This is a genomic window from Brachyspira pilosicoli (assembly GCF_036997485.1).
Lineage (GTDB): Bacteria > Spirochaetota > Brachyspiria > Brachyspirales > Brachyspiraceae > Brachyspira > Brachyspira pilosicoli_C.
In genome coordinates, this window is the sequence record NZ_JAWLPU010000001.1 from 848,465 (window position 1) to 873,238 (window position 24,774).

Below are 24,774 nucleotides of genomic sequence, written 5' to 3' on the forward strand. Positions count from 1 at the left end.
AAAGTTTTAGGAGTAAATAATGAAAGCTAATGAATCTAATTTGAATAAATTTATTACAATGAGTAATGTGCAGTTTGTTATACCAATTTATCAAAGAAATTATGATTGGACTATAAAAGAATGTAAAGTTCTATTAAATGATATAAAAGAAGCAGGTAAATTAAATAGAGATCATTTTATAGGAAGTATAGTATATGTTAATGATAATAATACAGTAACAAGTGTACAGGAATTAATAATAGTAGATGGGCAGCAAAGATTAACTACAATAATATTGATTTATTTAAGAATATATAAATTAGCTGAAAAGTTAAAAGATGATGATTTAAAAAATGAGATATGTGATTTATATTTAGTGAATAAACATGCAAAAGTAGAGGATAAAATAAAATTAAAAACAACAGAAAATAATGATAAAGCATTAAAATCTATTTTTTCAAATACTATTTTTAAAGAAAAATCTAATATAATAGATAATTTTAATTTCTTTGAAAAATTTATAGATGAAAATAATTATTTAGATATTTTAAATGGATTAAAAAAATTAATATTTGTTGATATGTCTTTAGATAAAAGATATGATGATCCTCAACGTATATTTGAAAGTTTAAACTCTACAGGTTTAGCATTGTCTCAAGGTGATTTAATAAGAAACTATATTTTGATGAAATTAAATTCAAAAGAACAAAAATATATTTATGAAAATTATTGGCAATATATAGAAATAAATGCAAGAGATGAGACTCTTAATAAAAATATGGTATCAGATTTTATTAGAGATTTTATTACAAGTAAAGATAGTAAAATCCCAAATAAAAATAGGGTGTATGAAGAGTTTAAGTTAAAATACTCCGTTGATAATTTAGACAAGATAAAAAAATATTTGGAAGAATTAAAAGAATATTCAATTTATTATAATAAATTAATCAATCCTAAAAACGAAAGAGATAAAGATATAGCGTTAAAATTAGACGATATAAAATCTATAGAAGTAAATGTATCTTATCCATTCTTTTTAAATATATATAAGGATTATAGTGATAAAATTATAGATAAAAATACATTTATTGATATTATTAATTTAATAGAATCTTTTGTTTTTAGGAGATTTATATGTGACATAAAAACAAGCCAATTGAATAAAATTTTTGCAGCTTTATATAAACAAATAAAAAATGGAAAAAATTATCATAAAGCATTAGAAATACATTTATTAAAATTTAGGTTTCCAAATGATAATGAAATAAAGAATAATCTCAGAGATAAAAATATATATAGTGATAAAAATCAACAAAGAAAAATGTATTTGTTTCGTAAATTAGAAAGAGGAAATTCAAAAGAAATTGTAAGTTTCGATAATACAAATTTTACAATAGAACATATTTTTCCACAACAACCTATAGAAGAATGGAAGAGAGAACTATCTAAAGAAGATTATAAATATATGGAAAAAAAGTTACATACTATAGCTAATTTAACAATTTCTGCTAATAATGGAGAACTTGGAAATAAAACTTTTTTAGAAAAGAAAGAAATGAATAAAGATAATAAAGAACAAGGTTATAAATATAGTCATCTTTGGATTAATAAATATTTAAAAACTGTAAATGAATGGAATAGTCAAAGAATAGAAGAACGCTTTAATATTTTAAGTGAAAGGTTTATAAATACATGGAAATATCCTGATATTAAAGTTACTAATATGGTAAATTCTGAAATAGATATATTTGAAGCAGATGACCCTACAGGCAAAAAACTTGATTATATAATATTTAATGGAGATAAAATTGATATAACAGATGTATCAAAATTATTTAGCTATATATTAAAATATTATTATAATCAAAATTCTAATTTCTTTTTTACTGAAGAGATGCAAAATTTAATACAGATTACAAAAAATAAAGACGAACTTAGATCTGAATATCCAATAGATATAGATGATATATATTTTGCAGAAAATAATTACAGCAGTGAAAGAAAATTTTATTTAATTAAATATTTGATAGAAAAATTTGATATGGAAGATGAACTTTATATTAAGTATAAAGATTAATAATATATTAAGGAGTTTTTTATGCTGCCTTTTAATGGACCTTTCCTTTATAAATGTAATGATTGCGGTAAAATATTTGAAAAGCCTCACAAAATCAATATTGTGGATATAATACTTTCTAAGCATAAATGTCCTAAATGCGGAAGCAGAAATACAAAATCAATTGATTATATGATAAGAAAATAAAATTATAAACATATTCTTTTGCTATATTTTTGGCAGTTTTGATTTGATTGTTTTTTATATTATTATATTTATTATTGATTGTAATAAATACTTAATTTTACTATGAGGTAAAGCATATACTTTACCTCAATTTTTTATTTATATTTTTTAGAAGTTAAAAAATAAAATTGAATTAATAAGATTTTTTTCTATTTTTTTTAATAACTATAACAGCAATTAATATTAAAGCAATAACAGATATTATAATAATACTGCTATTTGATTTTGTAGTTTCTGTGGTAAGCATTTCTTTCCAAAGACTTTCCATAAGTAAACTATCTTTTCCATCAGGATTAGCTACATAATGAATCATATTTTCCATAGCCTTTTTATCTGGATATATTCTTCTATCATTTTTTACCTCATCAGGCATCATACTAACAGCTGTCATATTAGGAGAGGCGTATTCTATATAATTTGCATTTTCCAAAGCAACTTGAGGCTCGCATAAGAAATTAAGAAACATATGAGCTTCTTCAATATTTTTAGCATTTGCAGGTATAGCTATGCATTCAACAAAAGCATTTCCGCCTTCTATAGGAATTGCAAAATTAAGGTTAGTATTATTTGCTATAGCTCTTAAAGCATCTCCCCCATAAGTAATTCCTAAATAAGCGGATTCTGATTCCATTTTATCAAATATCTCGTCCATAACATAAGCCTGCACAATAGGTTTTTGTTTTTTTAAAGCCTCATAAGCGTTTCTTATTTCTGTTTCATTTGTACTATTTACATTATATCCTAAATATCCTTTGGCAGCAGCAAAAGAATCTCTAAGTCCATAAGCCATTAATATTTTGTCTTTATATTTTTCATCAAACAATAAAGACCAACTCACATCTTCAGGTTTAACATCAACTTTTTTAGTATTGTATATTATGCCGCTCATTCCCCAAGTATATGGAATAGTATATTCTCCGTTTTTATCATAAGCTAATGATAAGAAGAAAGGGTCTATATTAGTTCTTGCAGGAAGTAAATTTATATTCATTTTCTGCACTAAACCTTCTCTAATCATTCTTATAGTCATATAATCTGTAGGAAATATAATGTCATAATCAGTATTTCCTAATTTTAATTTTATATAAAGCTCTTCATTAGAATTGAAAGTGGTATAATTTACTTTTATGCCTGTAAGCTCTTCAAATTCTTTTACTATATCCATAGAATCATCGGAACCATCAGCTATATACTCGCCCCAATTGCATATATTTAATATTCTGTTTTCGCCTTTAAATTTTTCATAATAATTTAAATCTAATTTAGTTTTATCTAATTTTTGTCCAAAAAGAGTATTATTAGATAATGTTAAAAAAAAGCACATAATAAAAATTATGTGAAAAATAAAATCGTGAAATTTTAATTTTTTCATTTTTAATTTTTTCTCCTTTTTAATTATTATTAAAAAAATTAACTTCTAAAAAATAAAGATTGTATTTTATACGAAAAATTAATATTTTCAATGATATTTATGTTTTTTTATATATTTTGCATGCTACTATAACTTTTAATAAGTTAATATTTATAATATAAAATTTAATACTCAAAAAATTATTTAGCACTTGAATTCATTTACTTATATGCTATAGTTTAATAATATATACATAAAATACTATATTTTATAAATTTTTGTATATGTGACTTTTTAATACAATTAACTTGAATTAATTTAAATGTAGTCCTTTTGCTTCTTTGGGCCACGCCGCAGGCACTTCCTTCGGTCGCAAAAGAAGTAGGGGGTTGGGGACTAGTCCCCAAAATAATAAAAATTTAGTAAATTAGGAAAGAACTTGAATAATAAATCACAAAACAAAAAAATAGAACTGCTCGCACCTGTTGGAGATGAAAGAGGTTTGAAAGCCGCTGTTAATGCTGGAGCTGATGCTGTGTATTTCGGCACTAAAAGTTTTAATGCAAGAGTTGGTGCTGCAGAAAACTTCGATGAAAAGGCTCTCGAAGAAAATATAAAATTTGCAAAACTAAGAAATGTTAATGTTTATATTACAGTAAATACTTTAGTTTATAATGATGAAATTGATAAAGTGCTTCCTCTTATAAAAAGTGTTTATGATTTAGGAGCTGATGCTATTATAGTTCAAGATTTAGGAATAATTGATATTGTAAGAAATAATTTGAATATTGCCATGCATGCAAGCACACAAATGTCTTGTAATAATTTAGATAGTGTAAAATTTCTTAAAAGCATAGGAATTGACAGAGTGGTTTTAGCCAGAGAGATGAGTTTAGAGAATATAAAATATATTAGAGATAACACAGATATAGAACTTGAAACTTTTGTGCATGGGGCTTTATGTGTAAGTTTTTCTGGTCAATGTGCATATTCTTATTTGCATGGTGGGCGAAGCGCAAACCGCGGAGCCTGTGCACAGCCTTGCAGAATGGAATACACTGGAGGAAAAACTGATTATCCTTTAAGCACCAAAGATTTAATGACTATCGATATAATTCCAAACTTACTTGAAAGCGGTATAACTTCTTTTAAAATTGAGGGCAGAGCAAAAAGAAGCGAATATGCAGCAATCACAACTTCAATATACAGACATGCTATTGATTTGGCTTTGGAAAATAAGGACATACCTACCCAAAAATATAGAGAAAGTTTGATGAAGATTTTTAACAGAGGCGGTTTTTCTCAAGGTTATTATTATAATTCAAAGGATATTTTTGAAAATTATAAGCCAAGCCATGACGGAGAGTATATAGGAGAAGTTACAGCATACAAAAAAAATAAAATATATATAAAAGCAGAAAAAGAATTAAATGTTTATGATGGGCTTTCATTTGGAGATAGCGGACAGGTAGGAATGCAGATTTCTGATTTATATAAAGATAATCTAAGGGTAAAAAGAGCAAAAGGAAATTTAAGTTTTTCAGCTGTTATAAAAAATGTAAATATTGGTGATGAAGTTTATAGAACAACTGATAAACTTCAAATGGACGAGGCAGATAAAATAATTGAGAGCGATAATTTTAAGCATTTGCTTGATTTAAATTGTATTGTTGGTTTTAATAATGAAAAAATAAAATTATTAGTTACAAGTAAATATGATGAGAGACTAAACAACATAGAATATATTAGCGATTATGTAATTCAAGAAGCCAAAACTAAAGCAACAGCTAAAGAAGATATTTTTAATTCTCTTTCAAAGACAGGATGTACTGTATTTGAATTTGAAAATATTAATATTGAAGAGAATTTTAAAAATCCTTTTATACCTGTTAAAATTCTAAATGAAGCAAGAAGAAGTTTAATTGAAAAACTTGAAAATGTTTTAATGAGTTCTAAAAAAATTAATTATAATAAAAATATATACACAAATATTAATTACCCAAATACAAATATAAAAGTTTTAATTGCAGGCAATGAAGAGAAAATTAATTTATATTCTGATATTCATTATGATAAAAAAATATTATTTCCAAACGTTTATGATGAAAATATAATTAAGCTTTTTGAAAGTAAAAAAATAGACGGAATAATTCTTCCTCATGTAACATTTGATAAAGATATAGAAGTGATAAAAAAGATAGTAGAAAAAACAAGCGGTATGATTGTAATATGTAATAACTTGGGGCATCTTGAAGCATTAAAAGGTAAAGCTATATTATGGGCAGGAACTGGGCTTAATGCAATTAATAACTACAGTGTAGACTTTTTATACAAATTAGGCGTTGAGGTTGTTATATCGGCTATTGAGGCAGGTAAAAATTTAAAACACACATTATCTATAAAAGAAGGTTTAATTCCTGCTATGAACTTTGCCTTCTGCCCAAAGAGTATGTCTATTGGGTGCTCTAAATGCAAAGAAGAAGATATTATTGACCACAAAGGAAATGTTGTAATATTTGATTGTGTGAGAGTGCATAATAAAACAAGCTTCATCTTAGAGAATATAAAAAATAAAACTGGTGATATTTATATAAAATGATAAGAGGCAAGATTAATATCTCACCTCTTAAATAGTAAGTATATATTTATTGATTTGCAGCAGCACTTTCTTCTTTTTCTAATTCTTTTAAATACATATTTAGGAAAGGTTTATATATAAAATAGTCTATAATAATTAATACAATTACCAATAAAGGAGCTACAAAATTTAAATTGGTTGATATAAATGAACCTAATATAGAAGGAGTAGTCCAAGGAACCAATGCTACAACCCTACCTATTATATTAAACTTCATAAATAAATAAGTTACAATAGCATTAAATATAGGAGTAAAAATAAAAGGTATAACAAATATAGGATTCATTACTATAGGAGTACCAAACATTATAGGCTCATTAATATTAAAGAAACCAGGTACTATAGAAAGTTTTCCAATATACTTCATGTGAGCATTTTTAGTCATAATCATAGCTATACATAAACCTAAAGTAGCGCCAGAACCTCCAAGATATACAAAACAATTCATAAACTCTCCAGATAATACTTTTGGTATTTGTTCACCTGCAGCGAGAGCAGCCTGATTAAGGGCTAAATTTGTGAGAGTAATAGGCTGTAAAACTACATTAACCACATTAGCACCATGTATACCGCAGAACCATAATATATGTATCAATAACAATATAATTATTATTGATACTAAACCATCAGACATATTTAATAATGGCTGTAAAATTTTCATAATTAAATCTGGAACCATAATTTTCATATTATTTTGTATAAGCATATTTACAGTTTGGAACACAAAAGAAATAACAGCCACCGGAACTAATATTTCAAAAGATTTAGATATAGCAGGAGGAACAGATTCAGGAAGTTTAATCATGATTTTCTTTGTTACCAAAAATCTTGAAATCTCTACAGATAATAAAGCTGCAATAATAGCAACAAAAAGCCCTTTAGCATCTAAATATCTTGCATCCAAAACACCAACATTAATATTTTCTGCTACATGCAATAACTCAGCTGCAGCTCCTACTACAGTTACTGCTAAAGATTTTGCAGATAATAGTAAAAAAGCATACATAGATAATAAACCGTTTGTAATTTGGTCTTGTCCATAATGACCAGCCAAAGAATATCCTATACCAAAAGAAACAAATAATGACATTATTCCCATACTTACATTAAATATTTGTATATAATTTCCTGAAAATGCTTGTACAAAATTTTCATAAGGATGGAAATACATAAAATTAGTTTTATCATTTAAAGGTAAATTAAATAACAATAATACAAAAGAGCCTACAATAATAAATGGAGTTGCAAAAACAAAACCATCTTTTATGGCATTTAAATATCTGTTCATTGCTATTTTTGACATTATTGGAAGGAATTTGCTTTCCATAATAGCATTAAATTTTTCTTTCATAAGAGTACCTCTTAATAAAATTTATTGATTTATTTTAAAGTCTAATCAATAAAAATGAAAAGTCAATTAAACAAAATAAAAAATAGTGTTAAATTACTAATATAAAATATTTATTAGTTTTAGATTTTTTAAATATTTTTCATTTAGATAAATAATGTATTTTTATAAAATAAGTTTTTATTAGACAATCAAATATTACAAAATAAAAAAACTAATTCTTATATATAAGCTTTAATATAAGAATTAGTTTTAGTAAAATAATTTATTAAATAAAATATTTATTATTCTCTGCTTGAGAAAACTTTATCTATGATGCCGTATTCTTTAGCCTCTTCTGCACTCATAAAATAATCTCTATCCATATCATCTTCAAGTTTTTTAAGTTCTTGACCAGTATGTTTAACGAATATATCATTTAATATAGCTTTTAATCTAATAGTTTCTCTTAATTGTATTTCCATATCAGTAACCATACCTCTAGAACCGCCTGAAGGTTGGTGTATCATAATTCTTGAATTTACAGTAGCGAATCTTTTACCGCTTGCACCGCCTGCAAGAAGCAATGCCCCTGCAGAAGCAGCCTGACCAACACATAGAGTAGCGACATCAGGCTTTACATATTGCATAGTATCATACATACCTAAAGCAGCAGTAACAACGCCGCCGGGACTGTTTATGTATAAAGAAATATCTTTTTCAGGGTCAGCAGATTCTAAAAATAATAATTGTGCTATTACTACATTGGCAACATCATCATTAATCTCTCCGCCCAAGAATATAATTCTGTCTTTTAAAAGTCTTGAGTAAATGTCATAAGAACGTTCGCCTCTACTTGTCTGTTCTATAACATAAGGTATAGTCATATAACTTTTTTCTATATACTTTTTATCAACTCTGTCAAATTTGTACATCATAAACCCTTTATTACAATAAATTCACTATAAATTAATAACCAGCCCAAAGATCATTTTCATTAGCAACAAATCTTCCAGCATCTTTTTCTGTAATATTAATATGCTCTTTTATATAATCTAATATAGCCTCTGATACAGCTCTGTTTTCTGCCTCTTTCATTATATGATTGATAATGTCTTGCTGTTCTTCTTTAGGTCTCTTTGATAATCCTAAATAGCTTTGATATTGATAAAGTCTGTTAGCATATTCTTTAGCCTTATCTTCGTTTATATTAAGAGAATCTTTATAAACATCAGCAAGCTTAGCCATAATCAAATCAAAACTAATTTGTTTTTTAACATTCTCTTCATACTCTTTTTTAATATCATCTTCTTTTTTACCAACAGAAATTAAAAAGTCTGTTTTAGTCATTCCATTTCCAGAAACTTGTCTCTCAAAGTCTTCTAAAGCTCTATTTAATTCCATTTCATAATAGCCTTTAGGTATATCAACTTTAACAAGCTCTAACATTTTATTAAATATAGCGTCATTTATAAGTTCAGAATCTGCTCTAACTTCTGCTCTTTTAGCTAAATGTTCTTTTAAGCCCTCTTTTACTTTTTTTACTTCATCTTCTTTAGAATCATCTTTGATATTTGGTTTTTCTACTTTTAAAACTTCCATAATTAAAGTAGCTTCTCTTCCATTAATGTAAGTAGTTAAAAGTTTTTTATCGCCTTTTTTAACATCTACAGCATTTTTAGCAAATATAGTTTCATTTTCATTATCTGTAGCTATAAGAGTTAATTCTTTATTATATTTTTTGTTATCTTCATCATCAAACTCAATTTTTACATATACTTTATCACCGAGTTCAGATTTTAATTCGCTCTCTTCAAAAGGAGAAAATCTCTGTAAAGATAATTTATATGCTTTTTCAACAGCCTCATCATCAATATCATATTTATTTTTTTCGAGAGTAATAGATGAAAGTTCAGGCAAAGTAATATCAGGAAGCGGGTAATATTCATAAGTGAGATGAAGACCATCATCTTTATTTTCTAAATATGATAATTTAGGAGTAGCAATACATTTAGCATTTTTTTCATCGCTGTAAGTATTCCAAACATTTTCAATCATCACTTCATTAGTAGCTGATTCCAATCCGTCTTTATATCTTGAAAGTATAATATTGTTAGGAGCATGTCCAATTCTAAAACCTTTAATATTAACTTTAGGTTTATAATATTCAATTTGTTTTTCTAATTCTTTATTATAAGCATCTTTAGAAACAACAACCTTTAGAGTAACTAAATCCTTATCATCTGTAGAAGTTTCGAAGTTAAAATCTTTAATGTCCATTGATATACAACCTTTATATAAAAAATTAAAAAACCCTCAACAGAAATAATTCTATCGAGGGTTATCTGATGAGCGGGAAACGGGACTCGAACCCGCGACAGTCTGCATGGCAAGCAGAAACTCTACCAACTGAGTTATTCCCGCATTAGACTTGTAAAGTATTATACCATAAGCATATTTAAATGTCAACACTTTTTTTAAAGTTTATATAATTTATATTTAAATATTAATTCATACTAAAAATTTTTAAGGTTGCTAAAATTTAATTTTTAGCCATATTGATAAACTCAAAAACTTTAATATAATTAATAAAAATTATGTTTGGAGATTTTTTATGAATATATATAAAATTGTTTTCAGCCCAACAGGCGGCACTAAAAAAGTTGCAGATGCGGTTGCTTTAGAAATTAGCCAAAAAAATAATTCAGATATAGAAGAAATTGATTTAACTGATTATAGTTTGAATTTTCAAAGCTTAAAAATATCTCAAGATGATATGGCAATTATTGCAGTACCATCTTATGCAGGAAGAGTGCCAGAAGCAGCATCAAAACGCATATTGCAATTAAATGGCAATGGAGCTAATACTGTCATTGTATGTGTTTATGGTAATAGAGATTATGAAGATACTTTAATTGAACTTTATGATATAGCAAAAGAATCAAATTTTAAAGTTACTTCTGCTATAGCTGCAATTGCCAAACATTCTATAGCTTATAAATATGCTTCTAATAGACCAGATGAAAATGATATAAATAAACTTAAAGAATTTTCTGATAAAATAATAAATGCTTCTGAATATTTAGATGAACATAAATTAAAAGGAAAGCGTCCATATAAAAAGATAGGTAAAGTACCACTAACACCTAAAACTAAAAATAAATGCAACAATTGCAAATTATGTGCTAAGAAATGCCCTGTTCAGGCAATAGATATTAATAACCCTAAAATAATTGACAAAAGTAAATGCATATCATGTATGAGATGCGTTTCAATATGCAATTATTCGGCTAAATATATTAATAAGGCTAAGTTAGAATTAGTTCATTTAGCTTTAAAAAAATCCTGCTCCAAGGCAAAAGATTATGAATTTTATATTAATTAATTATAATAAAATAAATATATATTTGTTTTGAATATGTATTTATATTTAAAATTTTGTAGCTTCTAAATTTTATTTATTGTTTACTGTGTATTTATAGACTTAATAAATAGATAAAAGCAAAATTTACAAAATATAATTATTTTATTGAAAAAATAGCATTGAAAATATTATTAAAAAAGGCTTGAGTATCAAGCCCCAAGCCTTTTATTTATTCTATTAATTATTTATTATTTACCAGGAGTACTTAAAGCATCATCAACATTTGGATTAGTTTCAATACTTGCCAAGTCTTTAGCATCATAATCTTTAAGAGGTATTCTGTTTCTAATAGCAGCATAAACAGTAGGCACTATAACAAGAGTAAACAAAGTAGAAACACTTAATCCTCCAAGCACCGCCAAAGATAAAGGCTTATACATCTCATTACCTTCACCATTTGATAGAGCCATAGGAAGAAGTCCAAGTATTGTTGTAAGTGAAGTCATAAGTACAGGTCTTAATCTTCTAGGACCAGCAAGTAAAGCAGCTGCATCTCCATTAATTTTTTTCTCATGCATAAGCTGATTCATATAGTCAATAAGTACGATACCATTATTAACTACAATACCAATTAGTACTATAACACCAATTCCGCTGTATACACTTAAAGTCTGTCCTGTAATTAGAAGTAAGAAAAGCGAACCAGCAAAACCAAAAGGTATAGCAAGAGCAATAACGAAAGGAGCTATATAAGATTCAAACTGACTAGCCATAATGGCATAAACTAATACTAAAGCCAATATCAAAGCTTGTATAAGCTGTCCAAATGCCTCTTGCATATCCTCATAATCACCAGAATAAACAATACTAAAACCAGCAGGTATAAATACTTTTTCATTAATAGTTTTTTGTATATCGTTCATTATTTGGTTCATAGGTCTTCCATAACCTGCTGCGGTAATAGAAGTTATTCTGCTGTCATTTTTTCTCTCTATTTCTGTAGGAGCAAAATCTTTATTAACATTAGCAATTGCAGATACAGGCACCATTCCAGAAGCTGTAGGTATAAGCATTCTATTAACATCATCTATATTTATTCTGTCCCTTTCATTAAGCTGCACTATAACATCAATATCAGTAACTTCAGAGTTTTCAGGAGTCATTCTTGTAGCAGTAGTACCGCCGAAGCTTGTTTTTATAGAGTTAGCAACAGTGTTTATATTAAGTCCCATTTTTGAAGCTAAGTCCCTATTTATAGTTACATTAAGCTCAGGACTTGAATCACTTTTTTTCAAACGAACATCTCTAAGTCCTGGAACATCTTGTAAAGCCGCTATTATATTATTAGCTAATTCTCTTGCTCTTGTTAAATCTTCTCCAACTATATCAATATCTATACCGCTTGAAGTACTGCTTCCGCCTCCTCTCATACTGCTTACACTATCAACGTTAATTGTGGCAGGATATCCAGCTAATTTCTTTCTAACCATTTCAACATATTCTTCTGTCTCTACAGTTCTTCCTTCTGATTTATCTATTAATTTAGCTCTTATTTGTCCTTTATTAGCATCAGAACCTGATCTTGCCCTTGACTGTATTCTGCTTAAATCTTTTCCAATAACCTCTTCAACATCTTTTCTCATTCTGTCTATAAAAGAACCTGTTTGCTCTTTTCTTGTACCAATAGGCATTTGTATGCTTGCCATTAATTGACCTTCGTCAGATTGAGGGAAACCTTCTTTACCTATCAATATTAATCCTACTATTATAACAGCAAATACTACGCTTATTACAGGAATCAATATTCTATTTTTATGATGAACTGAGTAAGTTAATATTTTTTCGTATATATAATTAACTTTAGAGTGGAAATGCTTATCAAAAAATACTTCAAAACGATAGAAGAATTTAGATTTTTTTGTAGTTACTAATCTTGCACCAAGCATAGGTACTATAGTTAAAGCAACAGCTAAAGAAGCTATCATAGAAACTGTAACTGTAATACATAAATCTCTAAACATTTGACCAGTTTGACCTTCTACAAATAGGAAAGGCAAGAATACTGCTATTGTTGTGAGTGTAGAAGCAGATATTGCAAGTGCTACTGTAGAAGTACCGTCTATTGCAGATGAATATTTACCATAACCATTGTTTCGGTAATAGAATATATTTTCAAGTACAACAATGGAGTTATCTACCATCATACCAATACCAAGTACAAGTCCTGAAAGAGATATAATATTTAATGTTGTACCAAAGAAATACATCAAAGTAAATGTTACTATTATAGACATAGGAATTGATATTGCTATTATAAGTACAGTTCTAACATTCCATAAATATATCATAAGAATAATAACAGCAAATAAACCGCCCTGCCAAGCAGTATCAAGTACGCCTTTTATAGCATTATTAACGTTATCAGCACTGTTGAATAATACTTCATATTTTATGTCGCCAGGTAAGTTTAAGCTGTCTAATCTTTTTTTAATAGCATCAGAAACAGCAACTGTATTAGCACCAGATTCTTTGTTTATAGAAACGTTAACGGCAGGAGTACCATTAACTTTTATAACGTCTCCGTCTTCATCATAGCCCTCATAAACAGTAGCTAATTCTCTAAGTCTTATAGGAGTGTTATTGTCTTTTAATGCCACTACAACATTGCCAATATCATCAACTGTTTTAAACTCTCCTGTAGTTCTTAAAGTATATTTATAAACACCCTCATAAGTTTCACCACCTGATATGTTTTGGTTTTCCATAGCTAAAGTGCTTACTATAGAGTTAATATCAAGACCATAAGCCTGAAGCCTATTCATATCAACATCAACTTTAATTTGGCTTTTTAGTCCTCCTCTAATCTCAGCCATAGCAACACCGCCAACCTGCTCTATAGAAGTAAGTATTTGGTTATCAACTAAATTGTATAATGCAGATAGGTTGTCAGTACCGTAGAAAGATATTTCCATAACAGGAATATTATCAGTAGAAAATTTATAAACTGCAGGGCTTTCAGCATCATCAGGCAAAGATTTTCTTATTCTGTCTATTGCCTCTCTTATGTCTGCAGTAGCAGATGCTAAATCGCTTCCCCAGTTAAACTCTATAAATACATTAGAATCTTCTTCCTCTGAAGATGAACTTACTTCTTTAATATTGTTTACAGAAGAAACAGCAGATTCTATAAGTCTTGAAACAGATTTTTCTACTTCTTCGGGACCAGCATTATCATAAGTGGTTCTAATACTAATAAAAGGCAATTCCATGTCCGGCAAAAAGTCAACAGGAAGCCTAGATAAACTCACAACACCAAGTATAACAACCGCAACTATTCCCATAAAAACGGAAACAGGCCTTTTTACTATTAATTCAATAAAACTTCTCATAATTTAATAAACCTCTCTAAAAATACAAATAATAATTTTTAATTACCAACAGAGTAAATATCACTATTATTTGTTTGCTCAGTGTTTTTAATTACATCTTCATTATCAGCTGCATCTTTTTCTGCTGTATTTCTTACAGCATTGTTATTATTCTGCTGTTTTATAACTGTATTAGTTTGCGGTTTTGAAACAGTATTTTGCTGAGTAGTTTTAGCAGCATTCGTATTATTTGCTAATAATGATGATGTTTTTGGTTTTGTTTGATTTGTAGTAGTTTGTTTTACTACTGTTGTTTGTTTTTCTTGATTTACTGTTTGATTTCTTTGATTTGTTTGTTTTACAGTAGTTGTATTATTAGTATTATTTACTATCTCATTTGTATTAACATTTTGTGGTGTAATATATTCTAATATTGTAGGGTCATTTTCTATTCTATTTACTAAAGAACCATCTTTTAAAAACTCTCTGCCGAACATTACCACTTCTTCACCATCTTCAAGTCCACCGCTTAAAGCAACTTTATCTTTGGATCTGAATAATATATCTACTTCTCTAATATAAGCTCTATATTGTTTATTAGTGTTGTCTGTAGTTACATTTCCTTCAAGAGGAGGGTTTTGAGAATTATCTTCTTTTACAACATAAATATAATTTTTTCCTAAATCATCAGAGAATGTGGCACTATTTGGTATTACAAAAATATTATTAGCAGAGTTTAAGAGTATTGATACATCAGAGAACATACCGGGTAAAAATAATCTGTCTTTGTTGTCTATTAGAGCTTTTACCATTAGAGTACGAGTTGAAGGATTAACGGCATAATCTTTTTTTGTGATTGTAGCTTCTACTTCTTTATTTGGAGAAGAAGGAATTCTAATCAATACTTTTTGACCTAATTCAACACCTGTAATAGAACGCTCTGGTACTTGTATTTCTACTTCTAATTTACTAATATCAGCAACATTAGCTATTGGTGTAGCAGCTGCTATAGAAGCACCGACTGCCATATATGTAGTAGTTACATAACCAGAAATTGGTGTTCTTGCAGGAGCATAAGCATAATTAGCACCTATTACAAATCTGTCTATTAATGCTATAGTGTCTCCTTTGTTTACAAAACTGCCTTCATATTTTAATATATTTGCAATTTTACCAGGAACATCTGATGATATCTCTACTTCTTTTATTGCTTTAATTTCAGCAGAAAGCTCAAGATACTCTTCTAAAGACTGTCTTGCAGGTGCTGCTACAAGTACACTTATAGGATTTTCTTTCTTTTTTAAATCAACTTGCTTCTTACAAGAAATAGAAAATGTACCTATTATTAAAATTGTAGAAAGTATTAAAATAATTTTTCTATATAGTATCATAGTTGTTTTCTCCTTAAGCTCCTAAAAGCTTTAATACTTGTAATGTGCTTGAAAAATATTCATATATAGCTTGTAAATACGCAAGCTGTGCATTTAAATATGTAATCTCAGCATCACTTAATTCTAATGTAGATATTGTACCGCCTCTATACTGTCTTTGAGCCATTTGTAGAGCATAAGCGGCTGTTCTGGCATTTTCTGCTTGCGATTGTAATGTTAACTCTTGAGATTTTGCTGTAGATATGAGATTTCTGCTGTTTATTTCTATATTATCTCTTAATTGCTCATAGCTTATTTCCATTTGCTCTATACTTAATTTAATCTCTTCTGCCGATTTTGCTGTAGATGAGAATGGAAGTAATGAGTCAAGAGCATAATTTAGTGAAAATCCAACTCCCCAGCTAAACTCTCCGCTTCTGTCTTTATAAAAATCTTTATTATTATCTAATTTTAATTTATCTATAGTAGTAATCCCAACATTAGCATTTGCTGAAAGAGTAGGCCATAAATAACTTCTTGCAACTTTTCTATTGTATTCAAGCATTTCTATATTATTAGCCATATTATTAAGTTCTATATTGTTAGCCATTATTAAATCTAATATCACATTTATATCTAAATCTGGTAATGCTATTTTGGTGGCATCTAATATATTTCCAACTAATTCAACATCATCAGATACATTTGTTAAGCCTATTTGTCTTATGAATGTTAATTTTAAGCTTTCATAATTATTACTAAGTGCAACAAGCTGAGGCTTTGTACTTTCATATTGTACTTTTGCATTTAAATATTCATACTCTGAAACTTGTCCGTTTCTGTATTTTATGTAGGACTCTCTCATTCTATTGCTGTAATTAAGCTGCTGCTGATAGTATACTTTATAATTTTCTTGCGCTACAAATGTATTGTAAAAATTTAATTGCGTGTTTATTGCTACATTTTTTCTCTCGTCGAAATATGTTTCTTTCATCATTCGCAAGTTTATTTCTCTTGCTTTATCAGTATTCCAGTTTCTAAATCCTGTGAAGAGTGTTTTTGATAATGTTGCTTGTGCACTCCAAGTATCTGCACTTGAGTATATACCTGTGTTAAAATTGCTGTATTGGTATTCTTTTGGCTCTGATAAATTAAGTCCGCCGCTAACTGTTAATGAAGGTAAAAATAAATCAGAAAATGAAGCATCTTTTTGAGTTTGAGCTATTCGTACATCATATTCTGCTTGCTTTAATGTTTTATCATTTTCAACGGCTAAATCTAATGCCTGTTCTAAATTTATGCTTATCTTAGAGTTTGTAGAGTTTTCATTACTCTGTGAATATAAAGAAATATTGAATAGTATAATCAATATAAAAACAAAACTATTTTTCACAATACCGCTCCTAAGAAAGTCTACATCGTAAATTTAATAAAAATTTATTTTTTTACTAATAAATTATAAACTTCAAATAAAAAATATCAAGTTCTAATTTTACAATATATTTAATTAGACGAATAAATAATTAAAAAAGTTCCCATAGTTTAACGTTTATAATGCTTAATTAAATTTATAATTATATAGGTATATAAAAAATAATTATTTATATATTTATACAAAGATGGTAAATAATTTTTACTTTTTTGCTATAAAAAATATTAATTTGATATCTAATTTTACCTTAAATTTACAAATAATTATTGTTTTTTGATAAAATCATAGTAAAACAGCAAAAAAACTGCAAAATATATATATTTTTTGTAAAAAAATAGTAAAAAAATTTGACAAAACTCTTGGCTTATACTATAATTATAATTGTAAAGATAATTTACTTAGTAAGGAGATAAAAATGAAAAAGTTATTAAAAGTTATTTTTATTATATCAATCTTTTCAAGTTTGCTATTAGCACAAAATAATAATTCAGCAGATACTAATACACTAAATCAAAATGATACTGCAATTTATAATCCCTATATGCAAACACCAGACAGTAATGTTCAATATGGATATGGAGTGCCATTATCATCTTTGCCTAAAAACACTCAAGATTTTATAGCTAAACATTTCAAAAATGTAGAAGTAAGCTATATAGAGAGAGATTGGGAGGATATAGAAGTATATTTAGCTAATGGAACACAGATTGACTTTTTCCCTAATGGTGAATGGAAAGAAGTAAAAAGTTATGGAAATATGCCTACTACAATATTGCCTGCTAATGTTTTAGCTACTGTTAATAAAACTTATCCTCAGGCTGCTATTATAAAAATAGAAAAGCAATTCACTATATATGAAGTTAAATTAAACAATATGATGGAGCTTTATATAGATAGTAACGGCAGTCTATTAGGACAGCAATTTGATGATTGATGATTAAATATATAAAAAATAAAATAAAAAGGAGTAAATAATGAAAAAAATAATTTGTTTATTAATAGCTTTAAGTATAATAGGTTCTTCAGCTTTGTTTGCTGATTGGTATGTACCTCTTAATCAAGTTCCTCAGGCAGTATTAGCTACAGCAAGAGCAACTTATCCTCAGGCAGAAATTTGGGCAGTAGAGATGGAGCATTACAATGTTTATAAAGTAAAAATGAATAATATGATGGAACTTTATATTGACAAAGGTGGTAATTTATTAGGTCAAGAGTTTGACGATTAATATTAAAAAATTAAAATAAAGGAGTAAATATGAAAAAAATAATTTGTTTATTAATAGCTTTAAGTATAATAGGTTCTTCAGCTTTATTTGCTGATTGGTATGTACCTCTTAATCAAGTTCCTCAGGCAGTATTGGCAACAGCAAGAGCAACTTATCCTCAAGCAGAGATTTGGGCAGTAGAAATGGAAAATTATAATGTTTATAAAGTAAAAATGAATAATATGATGGAACTTTATATTGACAAAGCAGGTAATTTGTTAGGTCAGGAATTTGATGACTGATAAAAAAGATATATAGATAAAAAACAATAGATAAAAAATAGTTATTCCTTATTATTGGAGAAGAGGCTTGAAAATATTTTTAGGTCTCTTCTTTTTATTTGCATAATATTATTAAAATATTCTATTGCAATAATAACTAAAAATATATATATTGTTTCTTTATCATAAAATTATTATAAGGATTATTTATGGAAAAGTTTTTTAGATTAAAGGAAAACGGTACTAATGTAAAAAGCGAAATCATAGCTGGTATTACTACATTTATGACTATGGCTTATATATTGGCTGTAAACCCTAGTGTGCTTAGTGCCACTGGTATGGATAAGGGGGCTGTATTTACAGCTACAGTAGTATCTTCTATAGTTGCTACTTTAATTATGGGACTCTTGGCTAATTTACCTTTTGCTTTGGCTCCGGGTATGGGGCTTAATGCTTTTTTTGCTTATACTGTTGTACTTGGTATGGGCTATAGCTGGCAAACTGCTTTAACTGCTGTTTTTATAGAAGGTATTATATTTTTAGTTTTAACTATTTTCAATGTAAGAGAAGCTATTGTAAACAGTATACCTCTTAATATGAAAAGAGCTATTTCTGTTGGTATAGGTTTATTTATTGCATTTATTGGTCTTCAAAACTCTAAAATTATAATCAATAATGATGCAACATTAATTTCATTAGGAGATATTACTTCAGGCTCTCCATTACTTGCTATAATAGGTTTATTAATAACATCTTTACTTCTTGCATACAATGTAAAAGGAGCTATATTAATTGGTATATTATTAACAACATTAATAGGAATACCTATGGGAATTACTCAGCTTTCACCTTATGCAAGTTTTGCTCCTCCTTCTTTAGAGCCTGTAGCTTTTAAATTGGACTTTGCTAATATTTTTCACCCTAATATGTTTATAGTATTATTTACTTTTCTTTTTGTAGATATGTTTGATACAGTTGGCACATTGGTGGGTGTTTGTACTAAGGCTAATATGCTTACTAAAGGCGGAGAAGTTCCTCGCTGTAAACAGGCTTTGTTTGCAGATGCTGTTGGAACTATATTTGGTGCTTGTATGGGTACTTCTACTGTTACTACTTATGTTGAGAGTGCTTCTGGTGTTGCTGAGGGCGGAAAGACTGGGCTTACTGCTGTTGTAGTTGCTATATTGTTTACTATATCATTGTTCCTATCACATATATTCTTATCAATCCCTAGTGCTGCCACTGCTCCTGCTCTTATAATAGTTGGTTTGTTTATGATGACTCCTATATTAGAAATTAACCTTACAGATTATACAGAAGCTATACCTTCTTTTGTTTGTATTATATTTATGCCTTTCGCTTATAGTATTGCTGAGGGTATCACTTTTGGTATATTGGCTTTCACTTTATTAAAATTATTAACAGGAAGAACAAAAGAGATTACATTATTTACTTGGATATTGTCTGCTCTTTTATTAATAAAGATTTTAATGCCTGTTATTTCTAAGATGTTATCATAAAATATATTATTAATTTAAATAAAAAGCCTTGAATTAATTTTCAGGGCTTTTATTTTTTAACGGATTAATAAATGAATTTTTATCAACTTTTTCCCGCCTTACGCGGTGCGGACTTCGTCAAAGTTGCAAAAAGTGCAAGTGTTTTAGTTTTATAAATGTCATATATTTATATATAAGGAATATGTATTAAATATATAATGTAATACCTAAATCTGAGCTAAAAAATGCAGCCTTTTTGGTTCTTTGTGGCGACAAAAGAACTGGGGGTGCGTACCCTAAGGGCACGCTTCGCAGGGGGCTAGCCCCCGATAACAATAAAAAAATAAAAACTAAATTTTGACAAACTTAAAAATTTTCATCTTAATTATAAATAATATATTTGTAAAATAAAAACTGATAAAAGTTATTTGTTTTTAGTATATTTTAAAAATATTATAATCTGCTCAAAAAATCTAACTTCTTTTCTGTATGATAATTATCTCCTCCATCATGACCATTAAAAGTATAAACTTCAATAGATTTATCTCCAGCATAATTATTGTATGCGGCAAATACTGTAGAAGGAGGCACTATTATATCCATAAGCCCTACAGAAAACAATGCTTTTGCTTTAGCTCTTTTAGCAAAAAATACTCCGTCAAAATATGAAAGCGTATTAAAAACAATATCTTCTTTATCTCTATTTGTTTTGCAGTATCTTGCTATTTCATTATATGGTAAAGTATCTGTAATTGTAGAAGCTCTTTTATAATCGCATAAAAAAGGAACATCTGCCATCATAGCTTCTATTTTTATATTTGAAAGCTCACTCAAAGCACAAGCAGCTAATGCTATCCCTCCGCCTTGGCTGCCTCCATTTATAACAATTTTGTCTGTTAGTGTATGTTCTTTGGACGCTTCTATGGCTTTTAGAGCATCTATAAAAACTCTTCTATAATAATAGTCATTTTTATCTAATATGCCCTTTGTGAGAAAACCATCAGCATGCACGCCATAACCTTCAGGGTCAATTGTTGAAGCTCCATTTCCAGACTCAGCTCCTTGTCCTCTTGTCTCCATTACAAATACACTATAGCCTGCAGATGGAAAAACTATATGATTAATAGGCAAATCTTTTCCAGTACCATAACCTAAATAATGAACTATACAAGTTAACTTGCTGCTGTTTTTTGGTGCTATATACCAGCCGTTTATAGTATGCTTTTTGTAACCTAAAAAACTTACTTCATAAACATCAAAAAATTTTAAATGCGTTTGTATTAAATTATATTTTGCTTCCGGTTTATGATTATTTTCTTTTATAGTGCTAAGCCAAAAACTATCAAAATCGCTTGGTTCTTCAGAGCTTCCTTTATATTTATAAAGTTCATCTATAGATAAATCAAAAAAAGCCATTATTATTTCCTATTTTTAATATATTTTTTTAGGTATTTTCACATTTTTAAGCTGTTCTAATCTGTTTATAATAATTTTTTCAACTTCAAAATTGGAAGGCTCTTCATTTTCAAAACTATATCCGCTTGCAAGCATAAGAGTCTCTTTCTCTTGTACATAATTACGCATCTTTCTATAAATTATAGATATTCTAAATAAAGATAATTTTTGTCTGTAGCCATTTAAATATGATTGTCTATAATAATCAATTGCTGAAGTTCTTCTGTTTCTTGCATCATAATGCTCTGCTAATTTAAAATAGATTCTTCCCTTTTCCACTTTATTATAGCTTCTTTCAGCCATATTAATAATTTCTTGTTCTGTTTGGGCATAATTAGTTTGGTCTATAAGCTTTTCATATATATCAAGCAAATTAAAATAAGCATCATATTTATATGAAGGTATAGTTAAGTTATTTGCATATTGTATTGATTTTTTATATTCTTCTACGGCCAAACGGTATGTAGCAATTCCTCCTTGTTCTGCAGGGCTTCCAGCTTCACTTTCATATATAACACCCAAAAAATAATGAGCATCAGCATTCTCTGGATAATATAATAGAGTTTTATTCATAACAAATAAAGCATAAGAAGTATTGCCTTCATTTATAGCTCTTTTAGCCTCTCCTATATAAACCCAAGCAGGCTGTAATTTTCCGTTAAAAGAAGACATAAAAAAGTTAGTATCTATTCTTAAACTTGTAGTAGCTGTATTTGTTTGAGAATATAAAGATAAACAAAAAAATAAAAATATAAATACAAAATGTTTCATAGATATTTCACTGCAAATAATAGTTTTATAAATTAAAATTCTTATTATTTAATATCGGTATAATAAATTTTTACCTTATATTATTTTTTTACTTCTTTATAAGTAGGTTTATCTTTAAGTGCTAAGCTATCAGATAATATATTTTCTGTTTCAAATACTATAATTTCATTTAAACCAGTTTTTAAAAGAGGAGCAGGTATATATAAATAACATGCAGGTCCTTCACTCCAATACCTTCCTAAATTAAACCCATTTATAAATGCTACGCCTTTTCCAAGTTTAGAACAATCAAGGAAAGTATCGGCTGCTTCTTTAACCTCAAATTCATAACGGTAGAATGAAGGAGTATTTTCTATCCATTCAGAGCTGAAATCTACATCTTTTATATTATCAAGTGGTAATGCATATTGCTCCCATCCTGTTTCAAAATGTATATCAGCCATAACTCCTATACGAATGCCCTTAACTTGACTGCATTCCTGAAGTTTATAACCGTAATTAACACGTCCTACATTTTCAACCAATAATTCTAATATGTTATCTCCATTATTAAAATGCATTTCAATAGGCTCTATAAGCTCATCTTGATATTTTACGCCTTTATATTCGCCATTCAAATAAAAATGAACTCTGTCTGAAGCACCTACTGCTCGCACATTTATATTATTATCAAAGCCTTTTACTGTAGTTCTATAGAGCATATAACCATATCCGCTTCCTGCTTTTTCCATAGTGATAGGGGCATCGCTTTTCTGACATTTTGATATTTTATCTATAACTGAAAATAATGAGGTTTTATCTTTAAGTTTTGCCTCTCCAAAATCTGCTCTCTTATGGTCTCTTGGCTCAAAAGTTTTTATTTCAGGAAATAATTCATTAATAAGTTTTTGAAGTTTATAAAATTTTTCTGTAGGCTCGCCCCATTCTGTAAGAACAGCATCATAATCATAAGATGTAATTTGAGGGAAATCAGTATAACCTGTTACAGAAGTACCATTATAAAAGCCAAAATTTGTTCCGCCTATAAACATATATAAATTTATACTGCCTCTTTTTAAAATCTCTTTTACTTCCATTATAAAATCATCAGCATCTCTTTTTATTATAGGTTCTTTCCATAAATTAAACCAACCGTCCCAAAACTCCATACACATTAATGGATTTTTTATACCTTTTCTTTCAAAGAATTTTTCTGTTGCATCAAAACTTTCTTTAGCCTGAGAACCAAAATTAACAGTAGCTAATATTCCATCATCTGCCAATGTTCCAGCTTCTAAAACAGCATCCCAAGCACCATCTGATGTAAATAAAGGCACTTCTGCACCATGTTTTTGCATAAGATTTTTTAAAGCTCTAAGATAGCCTTTATCATTACCAAATGAACCATACTCATTTTCAATCTGCATCATAATTACAGGACCGTTTCTTGTAATTTGTAAATCTGCAATCTGCTTAAATAATTCTTTATAGTAAGCATCAACTTTACTTAAAAATAATTCTGTATTAGTACGAACTTTTATATTATCATATCTTAAAAGCCATGCAGGAAGTCCTCCAAATTCCCACTCAGCACATATATAAGGAGTAGGTCTTAATATGACCAATAAATCCATTTTCTGAGCAAGCTTAATAAAAGCTGCTATATCCTTATTTCCAGAAAAGTCAAAAACTCCTTCATCTATTTCGTGTATATTCCAAGGTATATATGTTTCAACAGTATTAAATCCAGCCGCCTTTAAATTATATAAACAATCTTCCCAATATTCTTTTACAAATCTAAAATAATGAATAGCACCAGATAAAATCTTTACAGGTTTTCCATCTAATATGAATTCTTCTTTAACTTCAAAAATGCTCATTTTAATACTCCTCTTTTAATTTTTGTATATATAATTTATTTATTATCACTTGTATTAGAATCTAAATCCATACATAATATTGCTTCTTTTCCTGCCTTCATAATCTCATGTATTTCATCTAAATTATTTACATCAATGTCTTTAAATAAGGCATCTATAATAATAGCAAGATTCATACCTGAAATAACTTTAACTCTGCTTTTTAAATTATGTTTTTGCAAAATACCCTCAATTTGATTATAAGGAGCACCTCCATTAAGATCAGCAAATATAATGCCTTTTTTGTTTTCGTCTGAAAGCCAATTGGTTATACATTCTTCTAAATTTTTAGAAAATATATCTATTCCATCTTCTTCTGTAAGTTCTAATATTTTAAGCTCTTGAGACTCTTCTCCAATTATCATCTTCATTGCAGATTTCATGCCTGAAGCAATGCCTTTGTGAGAAACTAATAATATTTCCATAATAATTATTACTCCTTTATTATGAATTTTAAAGCAAATATTGATTTTAAATGATTAAAAATAATTTTATTTGAAAGTACTTGAAAACTTACAATGCGGACTAATAAAA

General features: G+C 28.1%; 19 protein-coding genes and 1 tRNA gene. 8 read left to right on the top strand and 12 right to left on the bottom strand.

The features are described 5' to 3' along the window. The first annotated feature begins 19 nt into the window (after positions 1-19). Positions 20-2,056, top strand: coding sequence for a DUF262 domain-containing HNH endonuclease family protein (locus R4I97_RS03840; protein WP_335783772.1), 2,037 nt, complete (start codon positions 20-22; stop codon positions 2,054-2,056). A gap of 21 nt (positions 2,057-2,077) precedes the next feature. Further along, entirely contained in the window at positions 2,078-2,242 is a 165-nt protein-coding gene (locus R4I97_RS03845; protein WP_335783773.1) for a zinc ribbon domain-containing protein, read from the top strand. A 172-nt stretch (positions 2,243-2,414) separates the two neighbouring features. Here the strand turns inward: R4I97_RS03845 and R4I97_RS03850 are convergent, their stop codons facing one another. Then, the gene (locus tag R4I97_RS03850; protein WP_335783774.1) at positions 2,415-3,653 is read right to left on the bottom strand and encodes an ABC transporter substrate-binding protein; all 1,239 of its coding nucleotides are present in this window, start codon (positions 3,651-3,653) and stop codon (positions 2,415-2,417) included. Between the two features lie 418 nt (positions 3,654-4,071). Between R4I97_RS03850 and R4I97_RS03855 the strand changes: the two genes are divergently transcribed. After that, the gene (locus tag R4I97_RS03855; RefSeq protein ID WP_335783775.1) at positions 4,072-6,231 is read left to right on the top strand and encodes a U32 family peptidase; all 2,160 of its coding nucleotides are present in this window, start codon (positions 4,072-4,074) and stop codon (positions 6,229-6,231) included. A gap of 46 nt (positions 6,232-6,277) precedes the next feature. On the opposite strand, the gene celB is transcribed toward R4I97_RS03855, so the two are convergent. From celB to R4I97_RS03875, 4 genes are all read right to left on the bottom strand, one after another. Beyond that, positions 6,278-7,621 (bottom strand): PTS cellobiose transporter subunit IIC, encoded by a 1,344-nt coding sequence (celB, locus tag R4I97_RS03860; protein ID WP_335783776.1) that lies wholly within the window; start codon positions 7,619-7,621, stop codon positions 6,278-6,280. A 281-nt stretch (positions 7,622-7,902) separates the two neighbouring features. After that, on the bottom strand, positions 7,903-8,484 hold the full coding sequence (gene clpP / locus R4I97_RS03865) for an ATP-dependent Clp endopeptidase proteolytic subunit ClpP (RefSeq protein ID WP_420535688.1): 582 nt from the start codon (positions 8,482-8,484) through the stop codon (positions 7,903-7,905). A gap of 82 nt (positions 8,485-8,566) precedes the next feature. Further along, entirely contained in the window at positions 8,567-9,877 is a 1,311-nt protein-coding gene (locus R4I97_RS03870; protein ID WP_335783777.1) for a trigger factor, read from the bottom strand. 71 nt (positions 9,878-9,948) lie between these two features. Next, a tRNA-Gly gene (locus tag R4I97_RS03875) sits at positions 9,949-10,021 on the bottom strand. A 190-nt stretch (positions 10,022-10,211) separates the two neighbouring features. On the opposite strand from R4I97_RS03875, the gene R4I97_RS03880 reads away from it, so the two are divergent. After that, positions 10,212-10,982: a 4Fe-4S binding protein gene (locus tag R4I97_RS03880; protein WP_335783778.1), complete on the top strand. Its 771-nt coding sequence runs from the start codon at positions 10,212-10,214 to the stop codon at positions 10,980-10,982. Between the two features lie 227 nt (positions 10,983-11,209). Here R4I97_RS03880 and R4I97_RS03885 read toward each other — a convergent pair whose 3' ends face one another. Genes R4I97_RS03885 through R4I97_RS03895 form a run of 3 tightly spaced genes read right to left on the bottom strand, consistent with a single transcriptional unit; the run spans position 11,210 to position 17,092 of the window. Continuing rightward, complete coding sequence (locus tag R4I97_RS03885; protein WP_335783779.1) at positions 11,210-14,350, bottom strand: efflux RND transporter permease subunit; 3,141 nt, start codon at positions 14,348-14,350, stop codon at positions 11,210-11,212. A 38-nt stretch (positions 14,351-14,388) separates the two neighbouring features. After that, positions 14,389-15,720 (bottom strand): efflux RND transporter periplasmic adaptor subunit, encoded by a 1,332-nt coding sequence (locus R4I97_RS03890; protein WP_335783780.1) that lies wholly within the window; start codon positions 15,718-15,720, stop codon positions 14,389-14,391. Between the two features lie 13 nt (positions 15,721-15,733). Beyond that, complete coding sequence (locus tag R4I97_RS03895; protein WP_335783781.1) at positions 15,734-17,092, bottom strand: TolC family protein; 1,359 nt, start codon at positions 17,090-17,092, stop codon at positions 15,734-15,736. Between the two features lie 454 nt (positions 17,093-17,546). Here R4I97_RS03895 and R4I97_RS03900 point away from each other — a divergent pair, with 454 nt between their 5' ends. From R4I97_RS03900 to R4I97_RS03915, 4 genes are all read left to right on the top strand, one after another. Then, entirely contained in the window at positions 17,547-18,065 is a 519-nt protein-coding gene (locus tag R4I97_RS03900; RefSeq protein ID WP_335783782.1) for a PepSY-like domain-containing protein, read from the top strand. Between the two features lie 40 nt (positions 18,066-18,105). Beyond that, complete coding sequence (locus R4I97_RS03905) at positions 18,106-18,357, top strand: PepSY-like domain-containing protein (RefSeq protein WP_335783783.1); 252 nt, start codon at positions 18,106-18,108, stop codon at positions 18,355-18,357. A gap of 29 nt (positions 18,358-18,386) precedes the next feature. Next, positions 18,387-18,638: a PepSY-like domain-containing protein gene (locus R4I97_RS03910; RefSeq protein ID WP_297285686.1), complete on the top strand. Its 252-nt coding sequence runs from the start codon at positions 18,387-18,389 to the stop codon at positions 18,636-18,638. A 188-nt stretch (positions 18,639-18,826) separates the two neighbouring features. Next, positions 18,827-20,137 (top strand): NCS2 family permease, encoded by a 1,311-nt coding sequence (locus R4I97_RS03915; RefSeq protein ID WP_335783784.1) that lies wholly within the window; start codon positions 18,827-18,829, stop codon positions 20,135-20,137. Between the two features lie 432 nt (positions 20,138-20,569). Here R4I97_RS03915 and R4I97_RS03920 read toward each other — a convergent pair whose 3' ends face one another. The 4 genes from R4I97_RS03920 to R4I97_RS03935 form a co-directional block, all read right to left on the bottom strand. Beyond that, a complete protein-coding gene (locus R4I97_RS03920; RefSeq protein ID WP_335783785.1) occupies positions 20,570-21,532 on the bottom strand; it encodes an acetylxylan esterase in 963 nt (320 codons plus the stop codon). Positions 21,533-21,547: 15 nt separating this feature from the next. Next, positions 21,548-22,342, bottom strand: coding sequence for a hypothetical protein (locus R4I97_RS03925; protein ID WP_335783786.1), 795 nt, complete (start codon positions 22,340-22,342; stop codon positions 21,548-21,550). A gap of 80 nt (positions 22,343-22,422) precedes the next feature. Next, positions 22,423-24,201 carry a beta-galactosidase family protein gene (locus R4I97_RS03930; RefSeq protein WP_335783787.1) on the bottom strand — a complete coding sequence of 593 codons (1,779 nt, stop codon included), beginning with the start codon at positions 24,199-24,201 and terminating at the stop codon, positions 22,423-22,425. 35 nt (positions 24,202-24,236) lie between these two features. Further along, positions 24,237-24,665: a hypothetical protein gene (locus tag R4I97_RS03935; RefSeq protein WP_335783788.1), complete on the bottom strand. Its 429-nt coding sequence runs from the start codon at positions 24,663-24,665 to the stop codon at positions 24,237-24,239. Between the last annotated feature and the right edge of the window lie 109 nt (positions 24,666-24,774).

Excerpts from the sequence above, each read along its gene's own strand:
- R4I97_RS03840 (WP_335783772.1), top strand. The coding sequence starts at position 20 with ATGAAAGCTAATGAATCTAATTTGAATAAATTTATTACAATGAGTAAT.
- R4I97_RS03845 (WP_335783773.1), top strand. The coding sequence starts at position 2,078 with ATGCTGCCTTTTAATGGACCTTTCCTTTATAAATGTAATGATTGCGGT.
- R4I97_RS03850 (WP_335783774.1), bottom strand. The coding sequence starts at position 3,653 with ATGAAAAAATTAAAATTTCACGATTTTATTTTTCACATAATTTTTATT.
- celB (WP_335783776.1), bottom strand. The coding sequence starts at position 7,621 with ATGAAAGAAAAATTTAATGCTATTATGGAAAGCAAATTCCTTCCAATA.
- clpP (WP_420535688.1), bottom strand. The coding sequence starts at position 8,484 with ATGACTATACCTTATGTTATAGAACAGACAAGTAGAGGCGAACGTTCT.
- R4I97_RS03870 (WP_335783777.1), bottom strand. The coding sequence starts at position 9,877 with ATGGACATTAAAGATTTTAACTTCGAAACTTCTACAGATGATAAGGAT.
- R4I97_RS03880 (WP_335783778.1), top strand. The coding sequence starts at position 10,212 with ATGAATATATATAAAATTGTTTTCAGCCCAACAGGCGGCACTAAAAAA.
- R4I97_RS03885 (WP_335783779.1), bottom strand. The coding sequence starts at position 14,350 with ATGAGAAGTTTTATTGAATTAATAGTAAAAAGGCCTGTTTCCGTTTTT.
- R4I97_RS03890 (WP_335783780.1), bottom strand. The coding sequence starts at position 15,720 with ATGATACTATATAGAAAAATTATTTTAATACTTTCTACAATTTTAATA.
- R4I97_RS03900 (WP_335783782.1), top strand. The coding sequence starts at position 17,547 with ATGAAAAAGTTATTAAAAGTTATTTTTATTATATCAATCTTTTCAAGT.
- R4I97_RS03905 (WP_335783783.1), top strand. The coding sequence starts at position 18,106 with ATGAAAAAAATAATTTGTTTATTAATAGCTTTAAGTATAATAGGTTCT.
- R4I97_RS03910 (WP_297285686.1), top strand. The coding sequence starts at position 18,387 with ATGAAAAAAATAATTTGTTTATTAATAGCTTTAAGTATAATAGGTTCT.
- R4I97_RS03915 (WP_335783784.1), top strand. The coding sequence starts at position 18,827 with ATGGAAAAGTTTTTTAGATTAAAGGAAAACGGTACTAATGTAAAAAGC.
- R4I97_RS03920 (WP_335783785.1), bottom strand. The coding sequence starts at position 21,532 with ATGGCTTTTTTTGATTTATCTATAGATGAACTTTATAAATATAAAGGA.
- R4I97_RS03925 (WP_335783786.1), bottom strand. The coding sequence starts at position 22,342 with ATGAAACATTTTGTATTTATATTTTTATTTTTTTGTTTATCTTTATAT.
- R4I97_RS03930 (WP_335783787.1), bottom strand. The coding sequence starts at position 24,201 with ATGAGCATTTTTGAAGTTAAAGAAGAATTCATATTAGATGGAAAACCT.
- R4I97_RS03935 (WP_335783788.1), bottom strand. The coding sequence starts at position 24,665 with ATGGAAATATTATTAGTTTCTCACAAAGGCATTGCTTCAGGCATGAAA.